At 70.6% G+C, this 18482-nt stretch carries 19 protein-coding genes and 1 tRNA gene; 10 read left to right on the forward strand and 10 right to left on the reverse strand.

The window, feature by feature from the left end:
• The first annotated feature begins 62 nt into the window (after positions 1–62).
• Positions 63–139: transfer RNA gene (locus ND486_RS09130), tRNA-Pro, on the forward strand.
• Between the two features lie 61 nt (positions 140–200).
• On the opposite strand, the gene ND486_RS09135 is transcribed toward ND486_RS09130, so the two are convergent.
• Genes ND486_RS09135 through ND486_RS09145 form a run of 3 tightly spaced genes read right to left on the reverse strand, consistent with a single transcriptional unit; the run spans position 201 to position 2205 of the window.
• The gene (locus ND486_RS09135; RefSeq protein WP_251783777.1) at positions 201–1358 is read right to left on the reverse strand and encodes a site-specific integrase; all 1158 of its coding nucleotides are present in this window, start codon (positions 1356–1358) and stop codon (positions 201–203) included.
• A complete protein-coding gene (locus ND486_RS09140; protein ID WP_251783786.1) occupies positions 1355–1543 on the reverse strand; it encodes a helix-turn-helix domain-containing protein in 189 nt (62 codons plus the stop codon). Before ND486_RS09140 ends, ND486_RS09135 begins: the two co-directional genes overlap by 4 nt.
• Positions 1540–2205: a replication initiator gene (locus ND486_RS09145; RefSeq protein WP_251783788.1), complete on the reverse strand. Its 666-nt coding sequence runs from the start codon at positions 2203–2205 to the stop codon at positions 1540–1542. Before ND486_RS09145 ends, ND486_RS09140 begins: the two co-directional genes overlap by 4 nt.
• Here ND486_RS09145 and ND486_RS09150 point away from each other — a divergent pair.
• The 3 genes from ND486_RS09150 (at position 2204) to ND486_RS09160 (ending at position 5170) form a co-directional block, all read left to right on the forward strand.
• Complete coding sequence (locus tag ND486_RS09150) at positions 2204–2434, forward strand: inositol monophosphatase family protein (RefSeq protein WP_251783790.1); 231 nt, start codon at positions 2204–2206, stop codon at positions 2432–2434. The genes ND486_RS09145 and ND486_RS09150 overlap by 2 nt on opposite strands.
• Before the next feature lie 118 nt (positions 2435–2552).
• Positions 2553–3044, forward strand: a complete 492-nt coding sequence (locus tag ND486_RS09155; RefSeq protein ID WP_251783792.1) for a hypothetical protein — start codon at positions 2553–2555, stop codon at positions 3042–3044.
• Between the two features lie 647 nt (positions 3045–3691).
• Positions 3692–5170, forward strand: coding sequence for a P-loop ATPase, Sll1717 family (locus ND486_RS09160; protein ID WP_251783794.1), 1479 nt, complete (start codon positions 3692–3694; stop codon positions 5168–5170).
• 1205 nt (positions 5171–6375) lie between these two features.
• On the opposite strand, the gene ND486_RS09165 is transcribed toward ND486_RS09160, so the two are convergent.
• On the reverse strand, positions 6376–7338 hold the full coding sequence (locus ND486_RS09165; protein WP_251783796.1) for an AraC family transcriptional regulator: 963 nt from the start codon (positions 7336–7338) through the stop codon (positions 6376–6378).
• Positions 7339–7480: 142 nt separating this feature from the next.
• Between ND486_RS09165 and ND486_RS09170 the strand changes: the two genes are divergently transcribed.
• A complete protein-coding gene (locus ND486_RS09170) occupies positions 7481–8713 on the forward strand; it encodes a cytochrome P450 (RefSeq protein WP_251783805.1) in 1233 nt (410 codons plus the stop codon).
• A gap of 4 nt (positions 8714–8717) precedes the next feature.
• On the forward strand, positions 8718–9746 hold the full coding sequence (locus ND486_RS09175) for a 2Fe-2S iron-sulfur cluster-binding protein (protein ID WP_251783806.1): 1029 nt from the start codon (positions 8718–8720) through the stop codon (positions 9744–9746).
• A gap of 12 nt (positions 9747–9758) precedes the next feature.
• Here the strand turns inward: ND486_RS09175 and ND486_RS09180 are convergent, their stop codons facing one another.
• Both ND486_RS09180 and ND486_RS09185 read right to left on the reverse strand, forming a co-directional pair.
• On the reverse strand, positions 9759–10127 hold the full coding sequence (locus ND486_RS09180; RefSeq protein WP_251783807.1) for a DUF4870 domain-containing protein: 369 nt from the start codon (positions 10125–10127) through the stop codon (positions 9759–9761).
• Positions 10128–10153: 26 nt separating this feature from the next.
• Entirely contained in the window at positions 10154–10810 is a 657-nt protein-coding gene (locus ND486_RS09185; protein WP_251783808.1) for a hypothetical protein, read from the reverse strand.
• Positions 10811–11024: 214 nt separating this feature from the next.
• Between ND486_RS09185 and ND486_RS09190 the strand changes: the two genes are divergently transcribed.
• Complete coding sequence (locus ND486_RS09190; RefSeq protein WP_251783809.1) at positions 11025–12089, forward strand: substrate-binding domain-containing protein; 1065 nt, start codon at positions 11025–11027, stop codon at positions 12087–12089.
• On the opposite strand, the gene ND486_RS09195 is transcribed toward ND486_RS09190, so the two are convergent.
• Positions 12038–12487, reverse strand: a complete 450-nt coding sequence (locus ND486_RS09195) for a hypothetical protein (protein WP_251783810.1) — start codon at positions 12485–12487, stop codon at positions 12038–12040. The two genes, ND486_RS09190 and ND486_RS09195, sit on opposite strands and share 52 nt — an antisense overlap.
• A 74-nt stretch (positions 12488–12561) precedes the next feature.
• Positions 12562–13902, reverse strand: a complete 1341-nt coding sequence (gene nhaA / locus ND486_RS09200; protein ID WP_251783811.1) for a Na+/H+ antiporter NhaA — start codon at positions 13900–13902, stop codon at positions 12562–12564.
• 86 nt (positions 13903–13988) lie between these two features.
• Here nhaA and ND486_RS09205 point away from each other — a divergent pair, with 86 nt between their 5' ends.
• Positions 13989–14474: a DsbA family protein gene (locus ND486_RS09205; protein WP_285898520.1), complete on the forward strand. Its 486-nt coding sequence runs from the start codon at positions 13989–13991 to the stop codon at positions 14472–14474.
• 4 nt (positions 14475–14478) lie between these two features.
• Here ND486_RS09205 and ND486_RS09210 read toward each other — a convergent pair whose 3' ends face one another.
• Complete coding sequence (locus tag ND486_RS09210) at positions 14479–15336, reverse strand: universal stress protein (protein WP_251783815.1); 858 nt, start codon at positions 15334–15336, stop codon at positions 14479–14481.
• Positions 15337–15524: 188 nt separating this feature from the next.
• Here ND486_RS09210 and ND486_RS09215 point away from each other — a divergent pair, with 188 nt between their 5' ends.
• A complete protein-coding gene (locus ND486_RS09215) occupies positions 15525–16973 on the forward strand; it encodes an NAD(P)/FAD-dependent oxidoreductase (RefSeq protein WP_251783817.1) in 1449 nt (482 codons plus the stop codon).
• Between the two features lie 83 nt (positions 16974–17056).
• Here the strand turns inward: ND486_RS09215 and ND486_RS09220 are convergent, their stop codons facing one another.
• On the reverse strand, positions 17057–17344 hold the full coding sequence (locus tag ND486_RS09220) for a hypothetical protein (protein WP_062396993.1): 288 nt from the start codon (positions 17342–17344) through the stop codon (positions 17057–17059).
• A gap of 433 nt (positions 17345–17777) precedes the next feature.
• On the opposite strand from ND486_RS09220, the gene ND486_RS09225 reads away from it, so the two are divergent.
• A complete protein-coding gene (locus ND486_RS09225; RefSeq protein ID WP_251783821.1) occupies positions 17778–18482 on the forward strand; it encodes a MerR family transcriptional regulator in 705 nt (234 codons plus the stop codon).

An 18482-nucleotide genomic window follows, 5' to 3' on the forward strand; every position in this document is an offset into this window, starting at 1 on the left:
GACACACCGGGGGCCGACGGCGGCGCCGGGGCGCGGCCGGGACGGGGCTAGACTGCGGGCGACGGGGTGTGGCGCAGCTTGGTAGCGCACTCGCTTTGGGAGCGAGGGGCCGTGGGTTCAAATCCCGCCACCCCGACCAGCGGAAACGTCGCCGCGAGCGGCGTTCCGGAGGCGGTTGACAGCGGCAGCTGACAGCAACCTCAGTGCTCGTCGGTGTTCTCGGCACCGGCGCCGAGCTGGGTGTTCAGCAGGTCCAGGGCGTCGCGCTGACTGTCGAGCGTCACGTGCCCGTAGACGTTCATCGTCATCTCGATCGCGCTATGGCCTACGATCTCCGTGACGATCCGTGGGTGCACGCCGAGCGAGAGCAGCAGGCTCACGCAGGTGTGCCGGAGGTCGTGCAGCCGTACCTTGCGGAACCCGTGCCGTTCGAGCAGCGCGTGGAACGTGCGAGTCAGGGTCCGCGGTTCGAGCGGGGTGCCGATCGACGAGGTGAACACGTAGGGCGTGTCGGTCCAGGTCCCCCGCACGGCCGCGGTCCGTTCGGCGCGCTGGCGCTCCTGGTGCTCGCGCAGGGCGTCGACGACCATCGCGGGCAGCGGCACCGTCCGGCGGGACCGGCGGGTCTTGGTCGGCAGCTCCTGCAACCGTCCCCCCGTGCGCTGCAGTCCGCGCTGGATCTTGAGGGTGCCGCGGTCGAGATCGACGTCGTCCCAGTGCAGCCCGCACACCTCCGAGCGCCGGAGACCAAGTACGAGGACGGTCACCCAGAGCCCGTGCAGGCGATGGGTCTTGACCGCCCGCAGGAACGCCGTGGCCTCGTCGGCGGTCAGCGGCTCGCTCAGGGTGTCGCGCGGCGGCTGGGCGACCCGGACGCTGCGGGCGACGTTGCGGGTCACCAGTTCCTCGGAAACGGCGTGCTGCAACGCGACCCGGAGCGTGGAGTGGATCCACTGGACCATGCGCGCGCTGGTCCCGCCGGCCTTCAGGTCATCGACCATGAGCCGGACGTCGCGCACCGATAGCGCGGTGACCTTCTTCCTACCGAGCCTCGGCACGAGGTGGTTGCGCACGTTGCTCTCGTAGCCCGCCCAGGTCTGAGGCCGCACGTGCAGCTTGATGTGGTCCAGCCACTCGGTCAGAAACTGCTCCACAGTGAGCTTCGTCGGCCCGGCCGGGATGCCCTTGTCGTGGCGGCCCTGGAGGCCGACGAGCTTGCTCAGGGCCTCCTTCTTCGTCTTCCCGTAGACATACCGACGCTCGATCCGGCCGGTACTGGTGCTCACGTACGCGGCGCCGGACCAGCGGCCGTCGTTGCGCTTCCAGACGCTGCCGTCACCGTTGACGTTCTTGCTCATGCGGCGTCCTCCCCCGCCTCGATCAGCCGCCGGGCGAAGTCCTGCACGGCGTCGACCGGGACGCGACGGAGGCGGCCGATCTTGATCGAGACGATGTCGCCGTTGCGGATCAGGTCGTAGATCTTGCTGCGGCTGATGTGCAGTGCGTCGGCGGCTTCCTCCGCCGTGAGGAACACGCGGTTCATGGGGTCTCCCAGGGCTCATGCGGTCGTGGTGGCCAGTTCCTCGCGAGCGGTGCGCCTCCTGGCCCGCGCCTGTGCGGCGGCGGTGTTGGCCAGTAGGGCGTCGGCGGTGTGCCAGCCGATCCCGGCGAAGTGCAGGGCGGAGATGACGACCTCGGTGGTGTCCTCGCCCTCTCCAGGCGCTCGACCTCGTCGGCGGCGGGGCGGGGGTTGGCGTGGTCGCGCTGCCAGTCCCGCCGTGCCTGCCGCAGCGCAGTCAACGTCGTGGAGTAGCGCCGCGAGCGGGTGGAGAAGTGCCCGGCGAACCCGAGCATGTGCGCCCACCGCCACAACGGCCCCCACGACGCGGACCACTCGTCGGGGTCCCAGCCACCGGGGCGCTGTCCGAGGCGCCAGCAGGCGTCGATCTGACGCCCGGTGTGGGTGGTGTGGTCGGTGTAGGAGCGCACCGTGTCCGGCCGCAGCCGGGTCGACAGGTGCCCGGCGGTCTCGGTGGCCTTGGTCGCGTACTCGGCCAGGTAGGCGGCGACGGCGGTCGTGGTGATCTCCGCGGCGTCGTCGAGGTCGCGGGCGGCAAGCTGGACCGGCCGGGGGGCAGCACCGGACGTGACCCGCTGGCGCCGAACCGCGATGGCGTCGTCGACGTTCTTCGTGGTGGTCCGCATGGTGGGGTTGGCAGCCACCGACCTCGCCTGGGTCGTCCACGGCAAGATCGACGCCACCGTCATCCTCGCGAACAAGCCGTGGGACACCGCAGCGGGAACGCTCATCGCCCGGGAGTCCGGTGCGCTGGTGGTCGACCGCTTCGGCGAGCAGCATTCCCTGGAGTCGACCAGCACGGTGGCACTCTCGCCCGAACTGTTCGGAGACCTCATCCCCCTGCTCGGCGAGTAGCCGACAGCTCCCACTGGAGCATCCGATCCGATGAGCCACCAAGAGTCGGGGCAGCCGAAAGGACCCGTCAGAGTGGACTGTCAGCATCGGATGCCTGTCCGATGCAATCCTGACAGTCGTGACCATTGAACGACCGCGCCCTGCTCGCTTACACGTCAGCCACGACGTCGCGCTGACCGTCGACGCCGGGACGTTCTCCTTCGAGGTCACCCCTGGAGCATTCGACTACCCAGACGTCCTGTTCGGCGATTCACAACCTGTCGCGGCAACGAACCAGGATGGTGTCTACTTCACCACCGGTGCCACATATCAGGTCATCCGGTGCCAGTACGAAGTCTGGGACGGCCCTCCCGAGACCTGCTCAACCGGAGAGGGAGGCCAGCTAGTGGTTGTGCAAGCGGAGTTCAGCAAAAATCAAGTGATCCTGTGGGGAAGCGACAAAGAGTCGACAGTACCCCTCCCGACCGCAGGTCACTACACAGTAGAAGCGATTGTTCACGGCCGAGCAGCGTCGCTTGAAATCTATGCCATCGGTCTGGCGAGACCAGTGAGCGGAACTGAGTCCTGGCTCATCCGCTTCTGGCCGTCATCACCCGACCCAGTCGACTGACCGATGCCATTGAACGGCGGCCAGCACGACGCCCGTTCGGCGTCCAGCAACCAGCGCTCGAGTCGGTGAGAACTTTCTTTACGTCTTCAAGCCGGCCCTGACGGGCCGGACGGGCGGCGTCGCCGCCATCCGCCTCCTGCCTCCGGCCCGGCGGCCGGCGCGCGCACGCCCGCCACGGAGTCAGTCCCGGCGCAGACAGAGAAGCCCCACCGCCGACGAGCTGAGGCGACAGGGACAAGCGACCCAGGCCGGGGGACGATTGCGGATTAGGATCGTGCTCAAGGCCGCAGGCCAAGGGATCGGGCGGACCGCCTCCTACGGGGACCTGACGGCCCCTGCAGCGTCACATGGCCGCCCCCTGCATCAAGGGTGCTGCGCATCGACTAGCGCCGACTACTTTCGGCGGCCCTTGACACAGCAGCCTCCACGGTCATGACCGGCGCTCCGCGCGGAGGCGGGGGAACGCACCCCGCCACCAGGGACGGGGCCGACAGGCGCCGACAAGTCAGAGGTCAACGACTTTGATCGCCACATGACCACGGAGACCTTGAACGAGCAGTACTTGATGATGGTAATGGTGCCGCACGGTCTCCGCTAAGCTGCTCGGTGGAGATCCATGACGTTGGCCCCGATCGAGGATGTGCACTGTGGCCCGGAACCTGCGGGAGTTCAGTAGGCTCTACTTTGGCGAGGCGTCCGCAGAAGCCGAGGGAGAGAAGCGACCAGAGCTGCTTGTTCGAGGATACTACGATCTCGCGGACACATCTGAGCGTGTCGAATCACGTGACGCGTTTCTGTTGATTGGCCCAAAAGGTGCAGGAAAATCCAGTTATGTCGAGTATCGTCGACTGAAAGCCGAAGGTGCTTACGACTCATTCGTAATCCGGCGTGACTTGGGAGAGATTCGCGGCGCCCTGAAGAATGATGCGACAATGTCGGGCAGTCACGAGGTTACTGAACTATCTTGGTCGGTGTGGATCTGGTGCCAGTTGTTCGGTTCGGTAATGAGCGATCAGGCTGCCTCGTGTCAGCGCGACCTTGACTCGCAGTCTCTATTCTCCGAACTAAGGACTCTCGGTGCCATCGACGGTGATTTTCGCTCGGTGATTCAAGAGATTCGAAAGAAGCAGCACAAGTTTACGGCACCAAAAGTCTACGAATACTCGACTGAGGCGAGCGGAGCTCGGCGGGTAAATCTAGGTCAGTTGCGAGATGTTCTATCCGAGATATGTGCGGCGGTTGATTCGCCGAACGAGCATATATTGGCGATCGATGGCTTGGACAGCGCAGTAATCGGCAGTGCAGGCTACTGGGATCAACTTGCCGCCCTACTGAGGGCCGCAAACGCGGTGCACATGCGCCTTCGTGGGGCGCGTAGCGGACTACGGATTGTATTGCTATGTCGAAGCGATATCTTCATGAAGATTCCGCTTCCGGACTCGAATAAGATTCGCCAAAGCTGGGCGATTGAGCTCGACTGGTCTTATGGTCTTGACACCCCCGAGGATAGCTACCTTTGGGATCTCATCGAGAAGAAAGCCTCCGCAAGCGGCGCTGTGATTGATAACCTGGTCGAGTCTTATTTTCCTGCACGCATGGAAGTTGCTCAGCGGACCGGCGGACGATCGTTCGGAATGTCGCGCTACTTGATGGAGCTAACGAGGGGTACCCCTCGCGACATGATCGTTCTGCTGAAGAAGATTCAGGAGCAGTCTCGTGAGGTCTCTGAGCTGTCGATAAAGAATATTCGAGCGGGTGTTAACTCCTACTGCAAGCAGTATTTTGGCAACGAGATGGCAAACGAACTTATTGGGCTACTTCCGGCTAACCTTTCGAATACTGTTATCGGAAGCATGTCTCGCCTGGAATACCGACGATTCACAAGGAGTGAGTTCGAAGCGCTTTTCGATCAGATTGCAAAGACCGAAGACTTCGATGTTGACCAGGTTCTTCAGCAGTTGTTTCTGGCGGGCGCTATAGCCAACATTTTCCCGGGTAGAGATGAGAACTATGTCAAATTCTACCATCGACGCAATCATGCGGATCTCTCGCTAGGCGGGCCGTTTATTGTCCACACAGCCCTGGCGCTCTCGCTCAATCTGAACTTTGGACGGCGGCCGAACTAGATCGAGCCGAGTGCTACGTCCGGGGGCACGCTGTGATCGTCGGCAGCATTTAGGCAGCGACAGCGTTCGCTCTCCCGTGTAGCGATACCACATAGCGTCAGGAGATCGCTGTTCATCGCACGTTCGACGGTTGCTCCCGAGACGGCCTGACACACCGGGACAGCCTTCACATCGAAGAGGACACCGGGTGAACCACGGGGGCAGCACTGCCCCTCTCCTCGTAGTGTCCACGCCGCGGCGCTGCCGTCCAGGGCGCTCCGCGTCGCTACGCGAGCGGCTACGCCGCCCCTGGACACCACCACCACGACGAGGTGCGGGGTCAGGACGAGGAAGCCGGGGAGGTGTGGGCCCAACCCCCTCACCCGGTTACCTCAAGAGCGAACCCCACGTTTACCTACCTGAAACCACCACCAGTAGCACCCACCGGCCACGACCGTCCCGATGCGTTCCCCCAGCTCAGAGGCACCGTCCCGCACTCCCCCGGACCGTCCAGAACCACGACCTGGGAATCTCTAGGTGCCAGGCGAGCAGACAGTCGCCCGACGGTGGAACCTCACCTGCAACTCGGTCGGCCCGGCGCGCAGCCGTTCGCCGATCACCCCCAACCGCCTCCTACCGAGGCGGATGATCGTGTACCTGCGCCACACTGCGTTGGTGGCTAGCTCCTTCTGGCGAAGATCCGCGCCGTGGTGGGGCTTGTGTGTCGCGATGGCGTGCACTGGAACGGGGTCCGCTCTGACCTACTCTGCCGCTGGCCGGACTGGCTCTCTGATGATCTCCATCCTGGGGTTCGGTCTCGCGGCGATATGCATTGCCATGATCGTCCGAACCTGGCTCCGGTACCGTCGTGACCACACGGCGGAGCCAGACGCTTGACCGGAAGCCTGCCGGCGCCACCCGCCCCGGACCGGCATCAGCCTGACAGCGAACGCTGACAGCAACACCCCACGACACAGGCGCATGATCCTGGGCTGCCTGGACGCAACGCCTCCGGTCGTGCACACCCCCGGACACCGATTCACCGATTTGGGAGCGAGGGGCCGTGGGTTCAAATCCCGCCACCCCGACCAGCGGGAACGTCGCCGAGAGCGGCGTTCCGCAGACGGTCGACAGCGACGTCCGACAGCGACCGGCCCCGGCCGGTGGTCCCGCCCGGCGCCCGCACCGAGCCGTGGTCCGGCCGCCCGCCCGCAGCGGCGACGTGCTCAGGGCGAGCCGCCGTGGTGGTGGTACCGACGGAACTCCGAGGGCGACAGGCCGTAGCGACGGCGGAATGCGGCTGCGAACCGGCTCGGGCTCGAGAACCCCCAGTTCGCCGCGACATCGCTGACCGAGTGCGACGTCCGGCTCTCCAGGTCCGCCTTCGCCCGTTGCAGGCGGACGGTCGTGAGGTGCTCCATCGGGGAGCATCCGATCCACTCCTGGAAGCCCTCTTGCAGCCGTCGCACGGTGGTGCTCCCGAGGACCGCCATGTCCGCCACGGTCCAGGGCCGGGCCGGGTCGTCACGGACCGCGTCCACGACCCGGGACACCGTGCGCGGCCGCGCGGGCGACCCGGTGCCCAGGTCGGGGCAGCTCGTCAGCAGGAATCCCGCGGCCACCGCGCCGGCCAGCTGCTCGGAGACCACGGGCGAGCCGGCGAACAGTGACGGGCGACGAAGGTGGCTGGCGAGACTGTTGACGAGTCTCCGCCAGTCCTCACCTCCGCCCCGGTCGAGATCGAGCTGGTCGGGCAGGACGCCGGCGACCCGGACGGGGTCGCTGCCCAGTACGCGTTCCGCCTCGCGATCGAGCCAGGTGCGGTCGAACTTGACCCCCAGCACGGTGCACGTCGCGTCCCAGTGCGTGATCCGGCACGCGCTGTCGGCCCGGAAGACCGCAGCCTGGCCGGAGACGGAGGTCATCGATCCGCGACGGGTCTGGCTGACGAAGTGACCGGTCAACGGGATGTTGACCTCGTACGCTCCGGGATAGTCGCAGTCGATGGCGATGTCGGCGCCCCAGCCGACGTAGCCGAGGAGCACCGGGCCGAGATCGAGTGTCTGCAGGGTGAGCCGAGGCCTGCTCCGAGGACCGATGGGCGTCAGCTCGTGCGGGAAGTACACGTCAGCGACGCTCTGCGACACCTGGTCCCAGTCCCGAGGTGGCGCACCCCTGCGTGCGGCCATGCCCTCGATCGTATCCGACACCGATCACGTTCGAACTCCTCGCGCGATGGGTGCCGAAACCGCGCGATCGGTGTCGTCAGGCCCCGACGACCCCGCCTACCTTCTCGCCGTCCCGAACCGACGCAGTGAAGGAGCCACCCCCATGACGGCGGTGAACGACGCCCGCACCCCGGACCTCTCGTGGCTGGACGACGTGACGATGACCGACCTCGAGCGGAACCCGTACGCGACCTACGAGCGGCTGCGTGCCGAGGCACCACTCGCCTACGTCCCGGTACTGGGTTCCTACGTCGCGTCCACCGAGGAGGTCTGCCGCGAGGTGGCCACGAGCGCCGCCTTCGAGGCCGTCATCACCCCGGCGGGCGGGCGCACCTTCGGCCACCCGGCGATCATCGGGGTCAACGGGGACGTCCACGCCGACCTGCGCGGGATGGTCGAGCCCGCGTTGCAGCCGGTCGAGGTCGACCGCTACGTCGAGGACCTCGTCCGTCCCATCGCCCGCCGCTACCTGGAGAGCTTCGAGAACGACGGCCGCGCCGAGCTGGTCGCGCAGTACTGCGAGCCGGTCAGTGTGCGGTCCCTCGGTGACCTCCTCGGGCTCCGCGACGTGGAGTCCGACGTCCTGCGCGACTGGTTCGCGAAGCTCAACCGATCGTTCACGAACGCGGCCATGACCGAGAGCGGTGAGTTCGCCAACCCGGAGGGCTTCGCCGAGGGCGACCGGGCGAAGGCCGAGATCCAGGCCGTGGTGGACCCGCTGATCGACCACTGGATCACCCACCCCGACGACAGTGCGATCTCGCGCTGGCTGCACGACGGCATGCCCCCCGGGCGCACCCGCGACCGCGAGTACATCTATCCGACCGTCTACGTGTACCTGCTCGGCGCGATGCAGGAGCCCGGACACGGGATCGCCTCCACCCTCGTCGGGCTGTTCGGCGAGCCCGAGCAGATGGAGCGGGTCGTCGACGACCCCGCGTTGATCCCGCGAGCGGTCTCGGAGGGGATGCGCTGGACGTCGCCGATCTGGTCGGCCACCGCACGCATCTCGACCCGGCCCGTGACGGTCGCGGGCGTGGACCTCCCGGCCGGCACCCCGGTGATCCTCTCCTACGGCTCCGCCAACCACGACCACGACCGGTACGAGGCGCCGACCCGGTTCGACATCGACCGGCCCCCGCTCCCGCACCTGGCCTTCGGGGCGGGCAACCACGCCTGCGCCGGTATCTACTACGCCAACCACGTCATGCGCATCGCGCTCGAGGAGCTGCTCGAGGCCATCCCGAACCTGGAACGCGACACCTCCTCCGACGTCGAGTTCTGGGGCTGGGGATTCCGCGGTCCGACCACCCTGCACACCGTGTGGGAGGTGTGAGGGCATGGCGTTCACGGCGACCGTCGCCGGGCGGAGGGTCACGTGCGGGCCGGACCAGTCGGTCCTCGACGCGTTCCTCCGCGCCGGGGCGTGGATGCCGAACTCGTGCAACCAGGGCACCTGCGGCACCTGCAAGGTGCGCGTGCTGAGCGGCGAGGTCGACCACCGGGACTCGCCGCTCGGCACGTTGACCGAGGACGAGCGGTCCGCCGGTCTGGCGCTCGCCTGCCAGGCCCGGCTCCGCTCCGACGCGGAGGTCGCACCGTCGGGGCCGGGCGGCGGGAGCGCGGGGCGTCGGACCCACCCCCTGCGCGATCTGGACGCCGTCGTCGTCGACATCGAGGACATGGCGCGGGACACCCGCCGGGTGCGGCTGGGGCTGGCCGACCCGCTCGCCTTCCACGCGGGCCAGTACGTGGAGCTCACGGTCCCGGGCTCGGGTGCTCGTCGGCAGTACTCGCTGGCGAACGTCGCCGACGACGACCAGGTCCTGGAGCTGCACGTACGGCTCGTCCCCGGGGGCACGGCCACCGACCGCTGGATCTTCGACGGGCTCGCCGTCGGCGACCGGGTACGGGCCGCCGGGCCCCTGGGCGACTTCTTCCTCGACCCGGAGGACGACGGCGGCGAGCCGATGGTGCTGATCGGGGGCGGCACGGGGCTGGCCCCCCTGCTGGGCATCGTGAGGACCGCGCTCGCCGGCCGACCGGGCCGCGAGATCCTCCTGTACCACGGGGTCCGCGGTGCGGCCGATCTCTACGACCTGGACCTCCTGGCCCGTCTGTCCGAGGCCCACCCGAACGTCAACGTCGTTCCGGTGCTCTCCCACGAGAGCCCGCCCGACGGCACGTTCTACCGCACCGGACTCCCGACCGACCTGTTCCTGGACGACGTCGGATCGGCCCGGGGCTGGTCGGGCTGGCTCTGCGGGCCGCCGGGGATGGTCGAGGCCGGGGTCAGGGCGTTCAAGCGGCGCCGCATGGCCCCCCGCCTGATCCACCGGGAGACGTTCACCCCCGCCGACGCCGGCTGAGGGCCGCCCCGCTCAGGACAGCAGGCGCAGCTGGAACGGGTAGTCGTAGGGCCGGTCGTTCGACGCCCGCACCGCGCCCTTGATGTGGCACCACGCCGACACCACGAACAGCACCAGCATCAGCGGCAGCGCCACCACGATCCCGACCACGGTGAAGATCAGGATCCAGCAGAGGATGAACAGCACCCAGAACGACAGGTTGAAGTTGAACGCCCCGGCGGCGGCCCGGCGCGCGAACGGGTCGTCCTTCTTGACCAGCCAGACCAGCAGCGGGCCGACCAGGCTCAGCAGCCCGGCGCTGAGGATCGCGGCGATCGGCGCCGAGAGGTGCGCGAGGATCGCGGCGATCCGGCTGGAGTCGGAGGGGTGCGGCTGCGACATCGAGGTCCTTTCCGGGTCCGGTCGGCTCAGCGCCTCTGGGCCGACCACCCTGCCAGGCATCGGGCCGGCCGGCGGGAGCCGAGCGGCACGCCGGGCCCCGACCACCCGGACGGGTGCGCGGGCGCCCCGGTCACGAGCACCGCGAGCCGTCCGAGCATCCGCCACGTCATGACCGCGCTGACCACGCCGGTCAGCCGGACCGCCGCCCGCTCCACGAGACCTCCGGTCTCGTAGCGTTCACGCAGGTGCAGCCGGGTGCCCGGCGTGCCGTCGGGCAGCGCGACCGGCGCGAGGTGGAACAGCCAGGTCATCGAGGTGTCCGTGCGGCCGGGTGCGTCGCCGCCCCGGGAGGTCACCACCAGGTGGGCGCCGGGCTCGACGGCGGCCACCCGCAGCGCGACGTCGGGGTGCAGCCGGAACCGGTCCCCCGGCTCGACGTGCTGCCACTCCGGGTGCACGCGGTCGGCGCCGGTGATCCGGCACCCGGCGAGGTTCTCCAGGGCCTGGAACGAGTAGAACCCGGCCCGGTCCTGGCCGAGCTGCGCGATCCACGGCCACACCTCGGCGGGCGGCGCGGCGAGGGTGCGGGCGCGGTCGTACTGCAGGCCGGCACGGGGCAGCAGGGTGTCGCCGGGCCGCGGCACGCGCGCCTCGGCCGGGGACGCCCCGGTCCGGCGGGCCATCCGTGCGGCACCGTCATCATCGCCGCGACCGCGAGCACCACCGGGACCGTCCGTCGGGTCGTCATCGTCGGCCACCTCCTCGCCGTCGATCCTCGTGGGGCCGGCGCCGGTCCGCTCAGGGCCGAAGGACCGTGGGCCCGCGCGGTGTGACGGCGGGAACACCCCGCCCCGCGCCGGCGTTCCGGTCGTCGAAGCGTCCGTGGGGGTGCGTCCGATGCCGTCGACTGCGAGACCGTCGTTCACCGTCGGCCTCGTCGTGCCCTCGGCCGGCTCCGACGGCATCTACGGGCCGTCGTGCATCCTGTGCGCCCGGCTGGCCGTCGAGGAACTGAACGCGGTGGGCGGGGTCCTCGACCGCCCCGTCCACCTGCGGATCCTCGACGGGTCCGGGGCGCCGGACCAGGTGGCGACGGCGGTCGCGCAGGCGGCGCGGACCGGGGCGATCGACGCCGTCGTCGGCTGGCACATCTCCCCGGTGCGGGTGCGGCTCGCGTCGGCGCTGCGCGGACTGGTGCCGTACGTGTTCACCGCGCTCTACGAGGGCGGTGAGACCACGCCGGGTGTCGTCCCGATCGGTGAGACACCGGACATCCAGCTCACCCCGGCGCTGCGGTGGATGGCCCGGGAGATCGGCGTCCGGCGCTGGGCGGTGATCGGCAACGACTACCGCTGGCCGCACCGGTCGATCGCGCGGACCCGGGCCGCGCTCGACGGGTCCGGCGGGCCGACGCTGGACCACACCCGGTTCGTGCCGCTCGGCACCTCGGACCACCGGGCGGTGCTGGACGACCTGGCCGACCTCGACGTCGACGGGGTCCTGACGCTGCTCGTCGGCTCCGACGCCGTCGCGTTCCACCGCGAGTTCGCCCGGCGCGGGCTGGAGAGCCGGTACGCCCGGTTCTCCCCGTTGATGGACGAGAGCATGCTGGCCTGCGCCGGGGCCGGGGCGTCGCAGGACGTGTTCACCGCCGCCGGCTACTTCGAGGCCCTCCCGACCGCGGAGAGCCTGGCCTTCGGCGCCCGCTACGCCCGCCGGTTCGGCCCCGGCGCACCGCTGCCGTGCGCGCCCGGCGAGTCCTGCTACGAGGGCGTCGGGGTCCTCGCCGCCCTGGCGAACCGGGTCGGCACCACCGACGCGGTCCGGTTGTCCGAGGCCGCCGGACGGTGCCACTACGTCGGCCCGCGCGGACCGGTGACCGTACGCGACGGCCGCGCCGAGCAGCGCATCTACATGGCCGTCGCCGACGGGTCGGGTTTCGACATCCTCGCGTCCCTCTGAGACCGCCGGGCGATCACGAGCGCGGTCACGACCGCGGCGAGGACCAGGATCCCGGACAGCGGCAGCCCGATCAGCAGCATCAGGCCGCCACCGATGTTCGCGCCGATCGACGCCGCCGTCATGACGCGCCCGGCCCACCCGACCAGCAGGCCGGCCAGGACGCACAGCACGACCGGCGAGGCCAGGGCCCACCCGCGGACGACCGCGGTCCCGCATCCGGCCAGCCCGGCCGCCGCGAGCAGAGCACCCGGCCACCCCACCACGGGCGGCTCGTGAGCCCGGATCCCGTCCGCGAGCGCGGACGCCGCGCTCACATCGCCGATCAGGTGGTAGGCGAGGACGGCCGCGCAGAGCCCCGCGACCAGGCCGACCGGGATCGCGCGCAGTGCACCGTGCACGGCCGTCTCCTTCCGTCGGTCCCGTCCACCGTGCCCGGATCCCGGGCGGCGGGGCCTCCGTAGGACCACGCAGATCAGTCGACCGGGCGCCAGGGCCGCGGCGGCAGCGTCGGCAGCCCGCTCGGTGCGCACTGCCCGCCCCGCTCCCCCGCCAGCCGGAACACCAGCCAGCCCGACAGCGCGGCCAGCACCGACCCTGCCAGGATCCCGATCTTGGCTTCGGCGACGAGCAGCTCGTCGGTGAGCGCGAGCTCGGTGACGAACAGGGCCACGGTGAACCCGATGCCCGACAGCGCCGAACCGCCGAGCAGCTGTCCCCAGCGCAGCGTGTCCGGCACCCGCCCGATCCCGGTGCGCAGCGCGACCCAGGTCCCGACGGCGACACCGATCGGCTTGCCCACCACGAGACCGAGCACGATTCCCCAGGTCAGCAGGGAGGTGGCCGCCGCGGACAGGGTCTCGCCGGAGAGCACCACCCCGGCGTTGGCGAGCACGAACAGCGGCACGATGACGTAGCTGCTCCACGGCTGGATGGCCTGCTGGAGCCGCTCGTTCGGGGAGACGGCGGCGACCGCGACCGCGCGGGCGGTGCGGGCCCGCTCCGGGGTGGGGTCGAGCAGGAAGTTCTTCCCGATCCGGACGGCCTCGACCATCTCGGTGCGACGCGGCGCGTAGGCGTTGACCAGCAGCCCGAGCGCGACGCCGACGACACTCGGGTGCACCCCCGACCGCAGCACCGCGACCCAGCACAGGATCCCGACGACGGCGTAGAACGGCGTCCGCCAGAACCGCACCCAGCGCAGCGCGAGCAGCCCGGCGAGCAGCACCACGGCGACGAGCAGCGCGAGCAGGTCGACCTCGTCGGTGTAGAACAGCGCGATCGCCAGCACCGCGCCGATGTCGTCGACGATGGCCAGAGCCAGCAGGAACACCCGCAGCTGGTCGGGGCAGCGCGGCCCGAGCAGCGCGAGCACACCCAGCATCACCGCGGTGTCGGTGGAGATCGCGATCCCCCAGGCGCCCGCCGCCTCGCCGCCGGCGTTGAGCGCGAGGAAGAACAGCGCGGGCACGACGAGTCCGCCGAGCGCGGCCGCGGCCGGTGCGGCGAGGGCGCGGAACCCGCGCAGCTCGCCCAGCGTCGTCTCGCGGGCGATCTCGAGCCCGACGGAGAGGAAGAACAGCACCATCAGGCCGTCGTTGACCCAGTGCCGCAGGTCCAGGTCGAGCGCGGACTCCCCGAACGACACGGCCAGCGGGGTGTGCCAGAACGTCTCGTACCCGCCGCCGAGGTTGGCCCACAGCAGCGCGACGACGGCCGCCCCGACCAGCAGGACCGCCGATCCGGACTCGGTCCCGAGGAACCGCCGCGCGGCATCGGAGAGGTCGCCGCGCTCGGCTAAGGTCACCACCGCCATGTGCTGATCCTGCCCCGCCCGTCGCGGGACGCAACGAGGAGGCCGTCATCAGCCTGGATCCGCCCGTCGGACCGTACGACCACGTCCTGGGCCCGCCCGAGGCCGAGCTGACGCTGGTGGAGTACGGCGACTTCGAGTGCCCCTACTGCCGCGACGCCGCACCGGTGCTGGAGGAGGTCCGCGACCGCTTCGAGGGGCGGCTCCGGTTCGCGTTCCGGCACTTCCCGCTGCACGAGGTGCACCCGCACGCCATCGCGGCCGCCCTCGCCGCCGAGATGGCCGGGTTCGACGGCCGGTTCTGGGAGATGCACGACACCCTGTTCGCCCCCGGTCCGCCGCGGCTGCGCCAGGACGACCTGCGGGAGCACGCCGTCGCCGCGGGGGTGCGGCCGGACCGGGTCGTCTGGCCGGCGACGCGGCTGGCGGAGGACCGCGTCGAGGCCGGGTTCAACGCGGCGGTGCGCTCGGGCGTGCGCGGCACGCCGACCCTGTTCGTCAACAGCGAGCAGTACCGCGGCGACGTCACGGTCGCCGCGCTCACCGCGGCGCTGGACCCCGCGCTCCGGTCGTAGCCGCTCAGGCCGTCGCGGCGGGCCCGACCAGCATCACCGGGCAGTCCGCGCGCTGGACCAGCGCGAGTCCGGTCGAGCCGAGCAGCAGCCCGGTGAACCCGCCCCGCCCCCGGGTGGCGACGACGACCAGCCGCGCCGCCCCGCTGCGCTGGGCCAGCACCCGTCCCGGCTCGGCGCGCTCGATCACCCGCTCGACGGCGACGTCGGGATAGCGTTCCGACCAGCCGGCGAGCCGCTCGGCCAGCGCCCGCTCCTCGGCCTCGCGCAGCCGGTCGAACGCACCGGTCGCGCGCAGGGCCGGGGACCGGCCGTCGTGCCAGGCGTGCAGGACGACCAGCCCGGTGCCGTGCTCGGCGGCCGCGGCGAAGGCGTGCTCCAGCGCGACGTCGGACAGCGGGCCGCCGTCGATCCCGACCAGGACCGGCCCGTCGGACGACGTGCCGCGGACGACGACGACCGGGCAGCCCGCGTGCGAGGCCACGGCGAGGGTCACCGACCCCAGCGCGGTGCCCATCGCCCCGCGCCCGGCGGACCCGAGCACCAGCAGCTCCGCCGTGGCGGACCGCTCGACCAGTGCCGTCGACGGCGCCCGCCGGTCCTCGGCGACGTCGACCGCGACCTCGGGTGCGGCCTGCGCGGCGGCGTGCCGGGCCGCGTCGAGGGTCGCGCGGGACTCCTCGCGGATCGACTCCTCGACGTCGTCGAGCAGGGGTGCGACGGCGGCGTCCGCGTACAGCCCGGCCACGTTGAAGGCCTGCACGAGCAGCAGGTCGGCGTGCCGGGCGGCGGCCTCGCGGGCCGCCCATGCGACGGCGTCCAGGGCCGCGTCCGATCCGTCCACGCCGACGACGACGGTGCTCATCACTGTGCTCCGTTCCCGGCCGGCCCGGTGTCGGCCGTTCACCCTCCACTGTGCTCCGTCGCGGGCCGGGTCGCACGGCCCCGTCGTGTGAGGTCGGAGACGGCCCGCACGGGCCGGGACGGGCACCCGGGGCCCCGGGCCGCATCGCTACGGTGATCGCTGCTGCATTCCGGAGACAGGGAGGTCCCGTGCACGCACCGAGCGTTCTCGTGGTCGGCGCCGGGTTCGGCGGCATCGCCGCCGCGATCGAGCTGCGGGCCCACGGCATCCGCGACGTCACGATCGTCGACGCCGCCGACGGCATCGGCGGTACGTGGCTGCACAACACCTACCCGGGCGCCGCCTGCGACGTGCCGAGCCATCTGTACTCGTACTCGTTCGCCCAGCGCACCGACTGGTCGCGGCTCTGCTCACCGCAGCCCGAGATCCTCGCCTACCTGCGGGGTGTCGCCGCCGAGTTCGGGGTCGACGAGCTGGTGCAGACCGGTGTGCGGATCGTCGACGCCCGGCGCGACGAGGCCGACGGACCGTGGACGGTCACCGCCGACGACGGCCGCACCTGGACCCCCGACGTGCTGATCGTCGCGACCGGGCAGCTGAACCGGCCGGTGTCCCCCGACCTGCCCGGCGTCGACTCGTTCGCCGGGACGATGTTCCACTCCGCGCGCTGGGACCACGACCACGACCTGCGCGGACGTCGCGTCGCCGTGATCGGGACCGGAGCCAGCGCCGTGCAGTTCGTGCCGGCGATCGCCCCCGAGGTGGGGCACATGACGGTGTTCCAGCGGTCCGGGAACTGGTTCCTGCCGCGACGGAACCGGAGGTTCCCGGCGTGGTGGCGGGCCGCGATCGCGCGGGTGCCCGGACTGCAGGCCGCGCGGCGCCGGTTCATCACCGAGTACTGCGAGGCACTGACGCTGATGATCCGCCACCCCGCCACCTGGGGCAGGCTGGGGCGGCTCTACGCGACGCTGTTCATGCGGGCCCAGCTGCGCGACCCCGAGGTCCGCCGCAAGGTCTGGCCGGACTACACGTTCGGCTGCAAGCGCATCCTGTTCAGCTCGCACTGGCTGCCCGCGCTGCAGCGGCCCAACGTCGCGGTCGAGACGTCGCGCATCGCCGCCGTCGAGCCGACCGGGGTGCGCACCGAGGACGGCACGCTGCACGAGGTCGACACGATCATCTGGGGCACCGGGTTCGCGGCGACCGACTTCATGTTCCCGATGGAGATCAGCGGCCCGGGCGGACGGTCGCTGCGCACCGAGTGGTCCGACGGCGCGCACGCCTACCTCGGCATGACCGTCCCCGGGTTCCCCTCGCTGTTCGTGCTCTACGGCCCGAACACCAACACCTCCGGCGGCTCGATCATCCGGTACCTGGAGCACCAGGTCCGCTACGTCCGCGAGGCCCTGCAGGAGGCGGCCCGCCGCGGCGCGTCCGGCGTGGAGGTCCGCCCCGAGGTCGAGCAGGCCTACGACGAGGAGGTCCAGGCCCGCTTCCCCGGCACCGCGTGGACCCGCTGCGACTCCTGGTACCGCGACGACACCGGGCGCATCGTCACCAACTGGCCCGGCTACATGCGCGAGTACGACGAGCGCACCCGCCGCGTCGAGCCGTCGGACTACGTCTTCCACTGAGCCCCGGCCGGCATCGGGCAGGACGGAACCGCCCCCTGCGTCCCGTGGCGGCGGGAGGCAGGGGGCGGAGGTCGTCGTCGGGGTCAGTCGCAGGACGTCGGGTTGTCGCGGTTCTGCGCCGCCCCGCCGCCGAGGATCCCGAGGACGTTGCCGAGGGCCGCGTTGACGCCCGGGCAGATGTTGGCGTTGTTGAGGACGTTGACGTCATCGAGGTTCACCAGGCCGAACTGGTCGCCCCGGGTGTTGCCGACGTCCTGGACGAAGGAGTCACCGTCGTCGTCCTTCGGCGCGGGCGCAGCCGACGCCAGCGGGCTGAAGGCGACCATGGTGGCGATGACGGCGACGCCGGTGACCGCAAGCTTCCTGCGCATGTCTTTCTCCCCGATCGTGTCCGGTGGGACGGACGTGTCTCACGATTCCCGTGAGCACCACCGGGACGCCTGTGCGTCGCGGCAAGCGGACAGTAGGCAGCCGCTCACCGGCGGGGATACGGCAGCGACACCAACGGGTGACCCGGTCACCACGGGTACCAAAAGTGTGGTGTGAAACGGACGGAACCGGTTCTCCCAGGACGCCGGACACCCTCCGTCCCCACGTCCGGGGCGGCCGATGCGAAGGGTGATCGACCGACCGGACCGTGGGCGGGGGGCGACCACTCGCGGGGGTGAATCCGTGACCGGCGTGTCGCGGGACCCGGCGTGTCGCGGCGGGACCGTGGCGTCCGGGGCTTGCACCTGACGCGACGTGAGGCGGCACCGTCCATCATGCCGCCACGACGTGGCGGCCCGACAGGAGGGGATTCCGGTGAAGGTGGGCGAGCTGGCCCGGGTGACCGGGCTGACCGTGCGGACACTGCACCACTGGGAGGAGCGGGGGCTGGTCGTGCCGTCGGCGCGGACGGCCTCCGGCCACCGGGTCTACGACGACGGCGACGTCCGCAGCGTCTACCAGGTGGTCGCCCTGCGGGAGCTGGGCCTGCCGCTGGAGGCGATCGGCGGGCTGCTCTCGTCCGGGTCGTTCGCCGACGTCCTCACCGCGCACCTGGACCAAGTCGACGCCCGGCTGGCGGCGCTGCACGCCCTGCGGGGCACGCTCGCGGCGGTCGTCGACCGGCTCCGGGACGCGCCGGACCCCGACCCGTCGGACGTGTTGATGATGATCGACGAGGTGAGCAGGGTGAACGACACCTTCGCGCAGTACTTCACTCCCGAGCAGGTCGCCGAGCTCCGTGCGCGGCGCGCCGAGGGCGAGACGGCAGCGGCCGCGTGGCCCGGGCTGATCGCCGACGTGCAGGCCGAGATGGACGCGGGCACCGACCCGGCGGAGCCGCGCGTGCAGGCGCTCGCCGCGCGGTGGTCGGAGCTGCTGGCGACCTTCCACCGTGGTGACGAGTCGTTGCAGCGGCAGCTGTACCGGCTGCGGGACGAGAACCCCGACGAGGTGACCGCGGCGGGTGGCCCGGACCAGGCAATGATCGACTACATCGCCCGGGCCGGGGTCACCGGCTGA

Source organism: Pseudonocardia sp. DR1-2, assembly GCF_023717215.1.
In the GTDB taxonomy this organism is placed as follows: domain Bacteria; phylum Actinomycetota; class Actinomycetes; order Mycobacteriales; family Pseudonocardiaceae; genus Pseudonocardia; species Pseudonocardia alni.

What these genes read in the sequence shown, in the direction of transcription:
- ND486_RS09140 (WP_251783786.1), bottom strand. Translation starts at nt 1,543, where the DNA reads ATGAACCGCGTGTTCCTCACGGCGGAGGAAGCCGCCGACGCACTGCAC.
- ND486_RS09185 (WP_251783808.1), bottom strand. Translation starts at nt 10,810, where the DNA reads ATGGCCCGCCGGACCGGGGCGTCCCCGGCCGAGGCGCGCGTGCCGCGG.
- ND486_RS09175 (WP_251783806.1), top strand. Translation starts at nt 8,718, where the DNA reads ATGGCGTTCACGGCGACCGTCGCCGGGCGGAGGGTCACGTGCGGGCCG.
- ND486_RS09145 (WP_251783788.1), bottom strand. Translation starts at nt 2,205, where the DNA reads ATGCGGACCACCACGAAGAACGTCGACGACGCCATCGCGGTTCGGCGC.
- ND486_RS09210 (WP_251783815.1), bottom strand. Translation starts at nt 15,336, where the DNA reads ATGAGCACCGTCGTCGTCGGCGTGGACGGATCGGACGCGGCCCTGGAC.
- ND486_RS09135 (WP_251783777.1), bottom strand. Translation starts at nt 1,358, where the DNA reads ATGAGCAAGAACGTCAACGGTGACGGCAGCGTCTGGAAGCGCAACGAC.
- ND486_RS09165 (WP_251783796.1), bottom strand. Translation starts at nt 7,338, where the DNA reads ATGGCCGCACGCAGGGGTGCGCCACCTCGGGACTGGGACCAGGTGTCG.
- ND486_RS09150 (WP_251783790.1), top strand. Translation starts at nt 2,204, where the DNA reads ATGGTGGGGTTGGCAGCCACCGACCTCGCCTGGGTCGTCCACGGCAAG.
- ND486_RS09170 (WP_251783805.1), top strand. Translation starts at nt 7,481, where the DNA reads ATGACGGCGGTGAACGACGCCCGCACCCCGGACCTCTCGTGGCTGGAC.
- nhaA (WP_251783811.1), bottom strand. Translation starts at nt 13,902, where the DNA reads ATGGCGGTGGTGACCTTAGCCGAGCGCGGCGACCTCTCCGATGCCGCG.
- ND486_RS09190 (WP_251783809.1), top strand. Translation starts at nt 11,025, where the DNA reads ATGCCGTCGACTGCGAGACCGTCGTTCACCGTCGGCCTCGTCGTGCCC.
- ND486_RS09180 (WP_251783807.1), bottom strand. Translation starts at nt 10,127, where the DNA reads ATGTCGCAGCCGCACCCCTCCGACTCCAGCCGGATCGCCGCGATCCTC.
- ND486_RS09220 (WP_062396993.1), bottom strand. Translation starts at nt 17,344, where the DNA reads ATGCGCAGGAAGCTTGCGGTCACCGGCGTCGCCGTCATCGCCACCATG.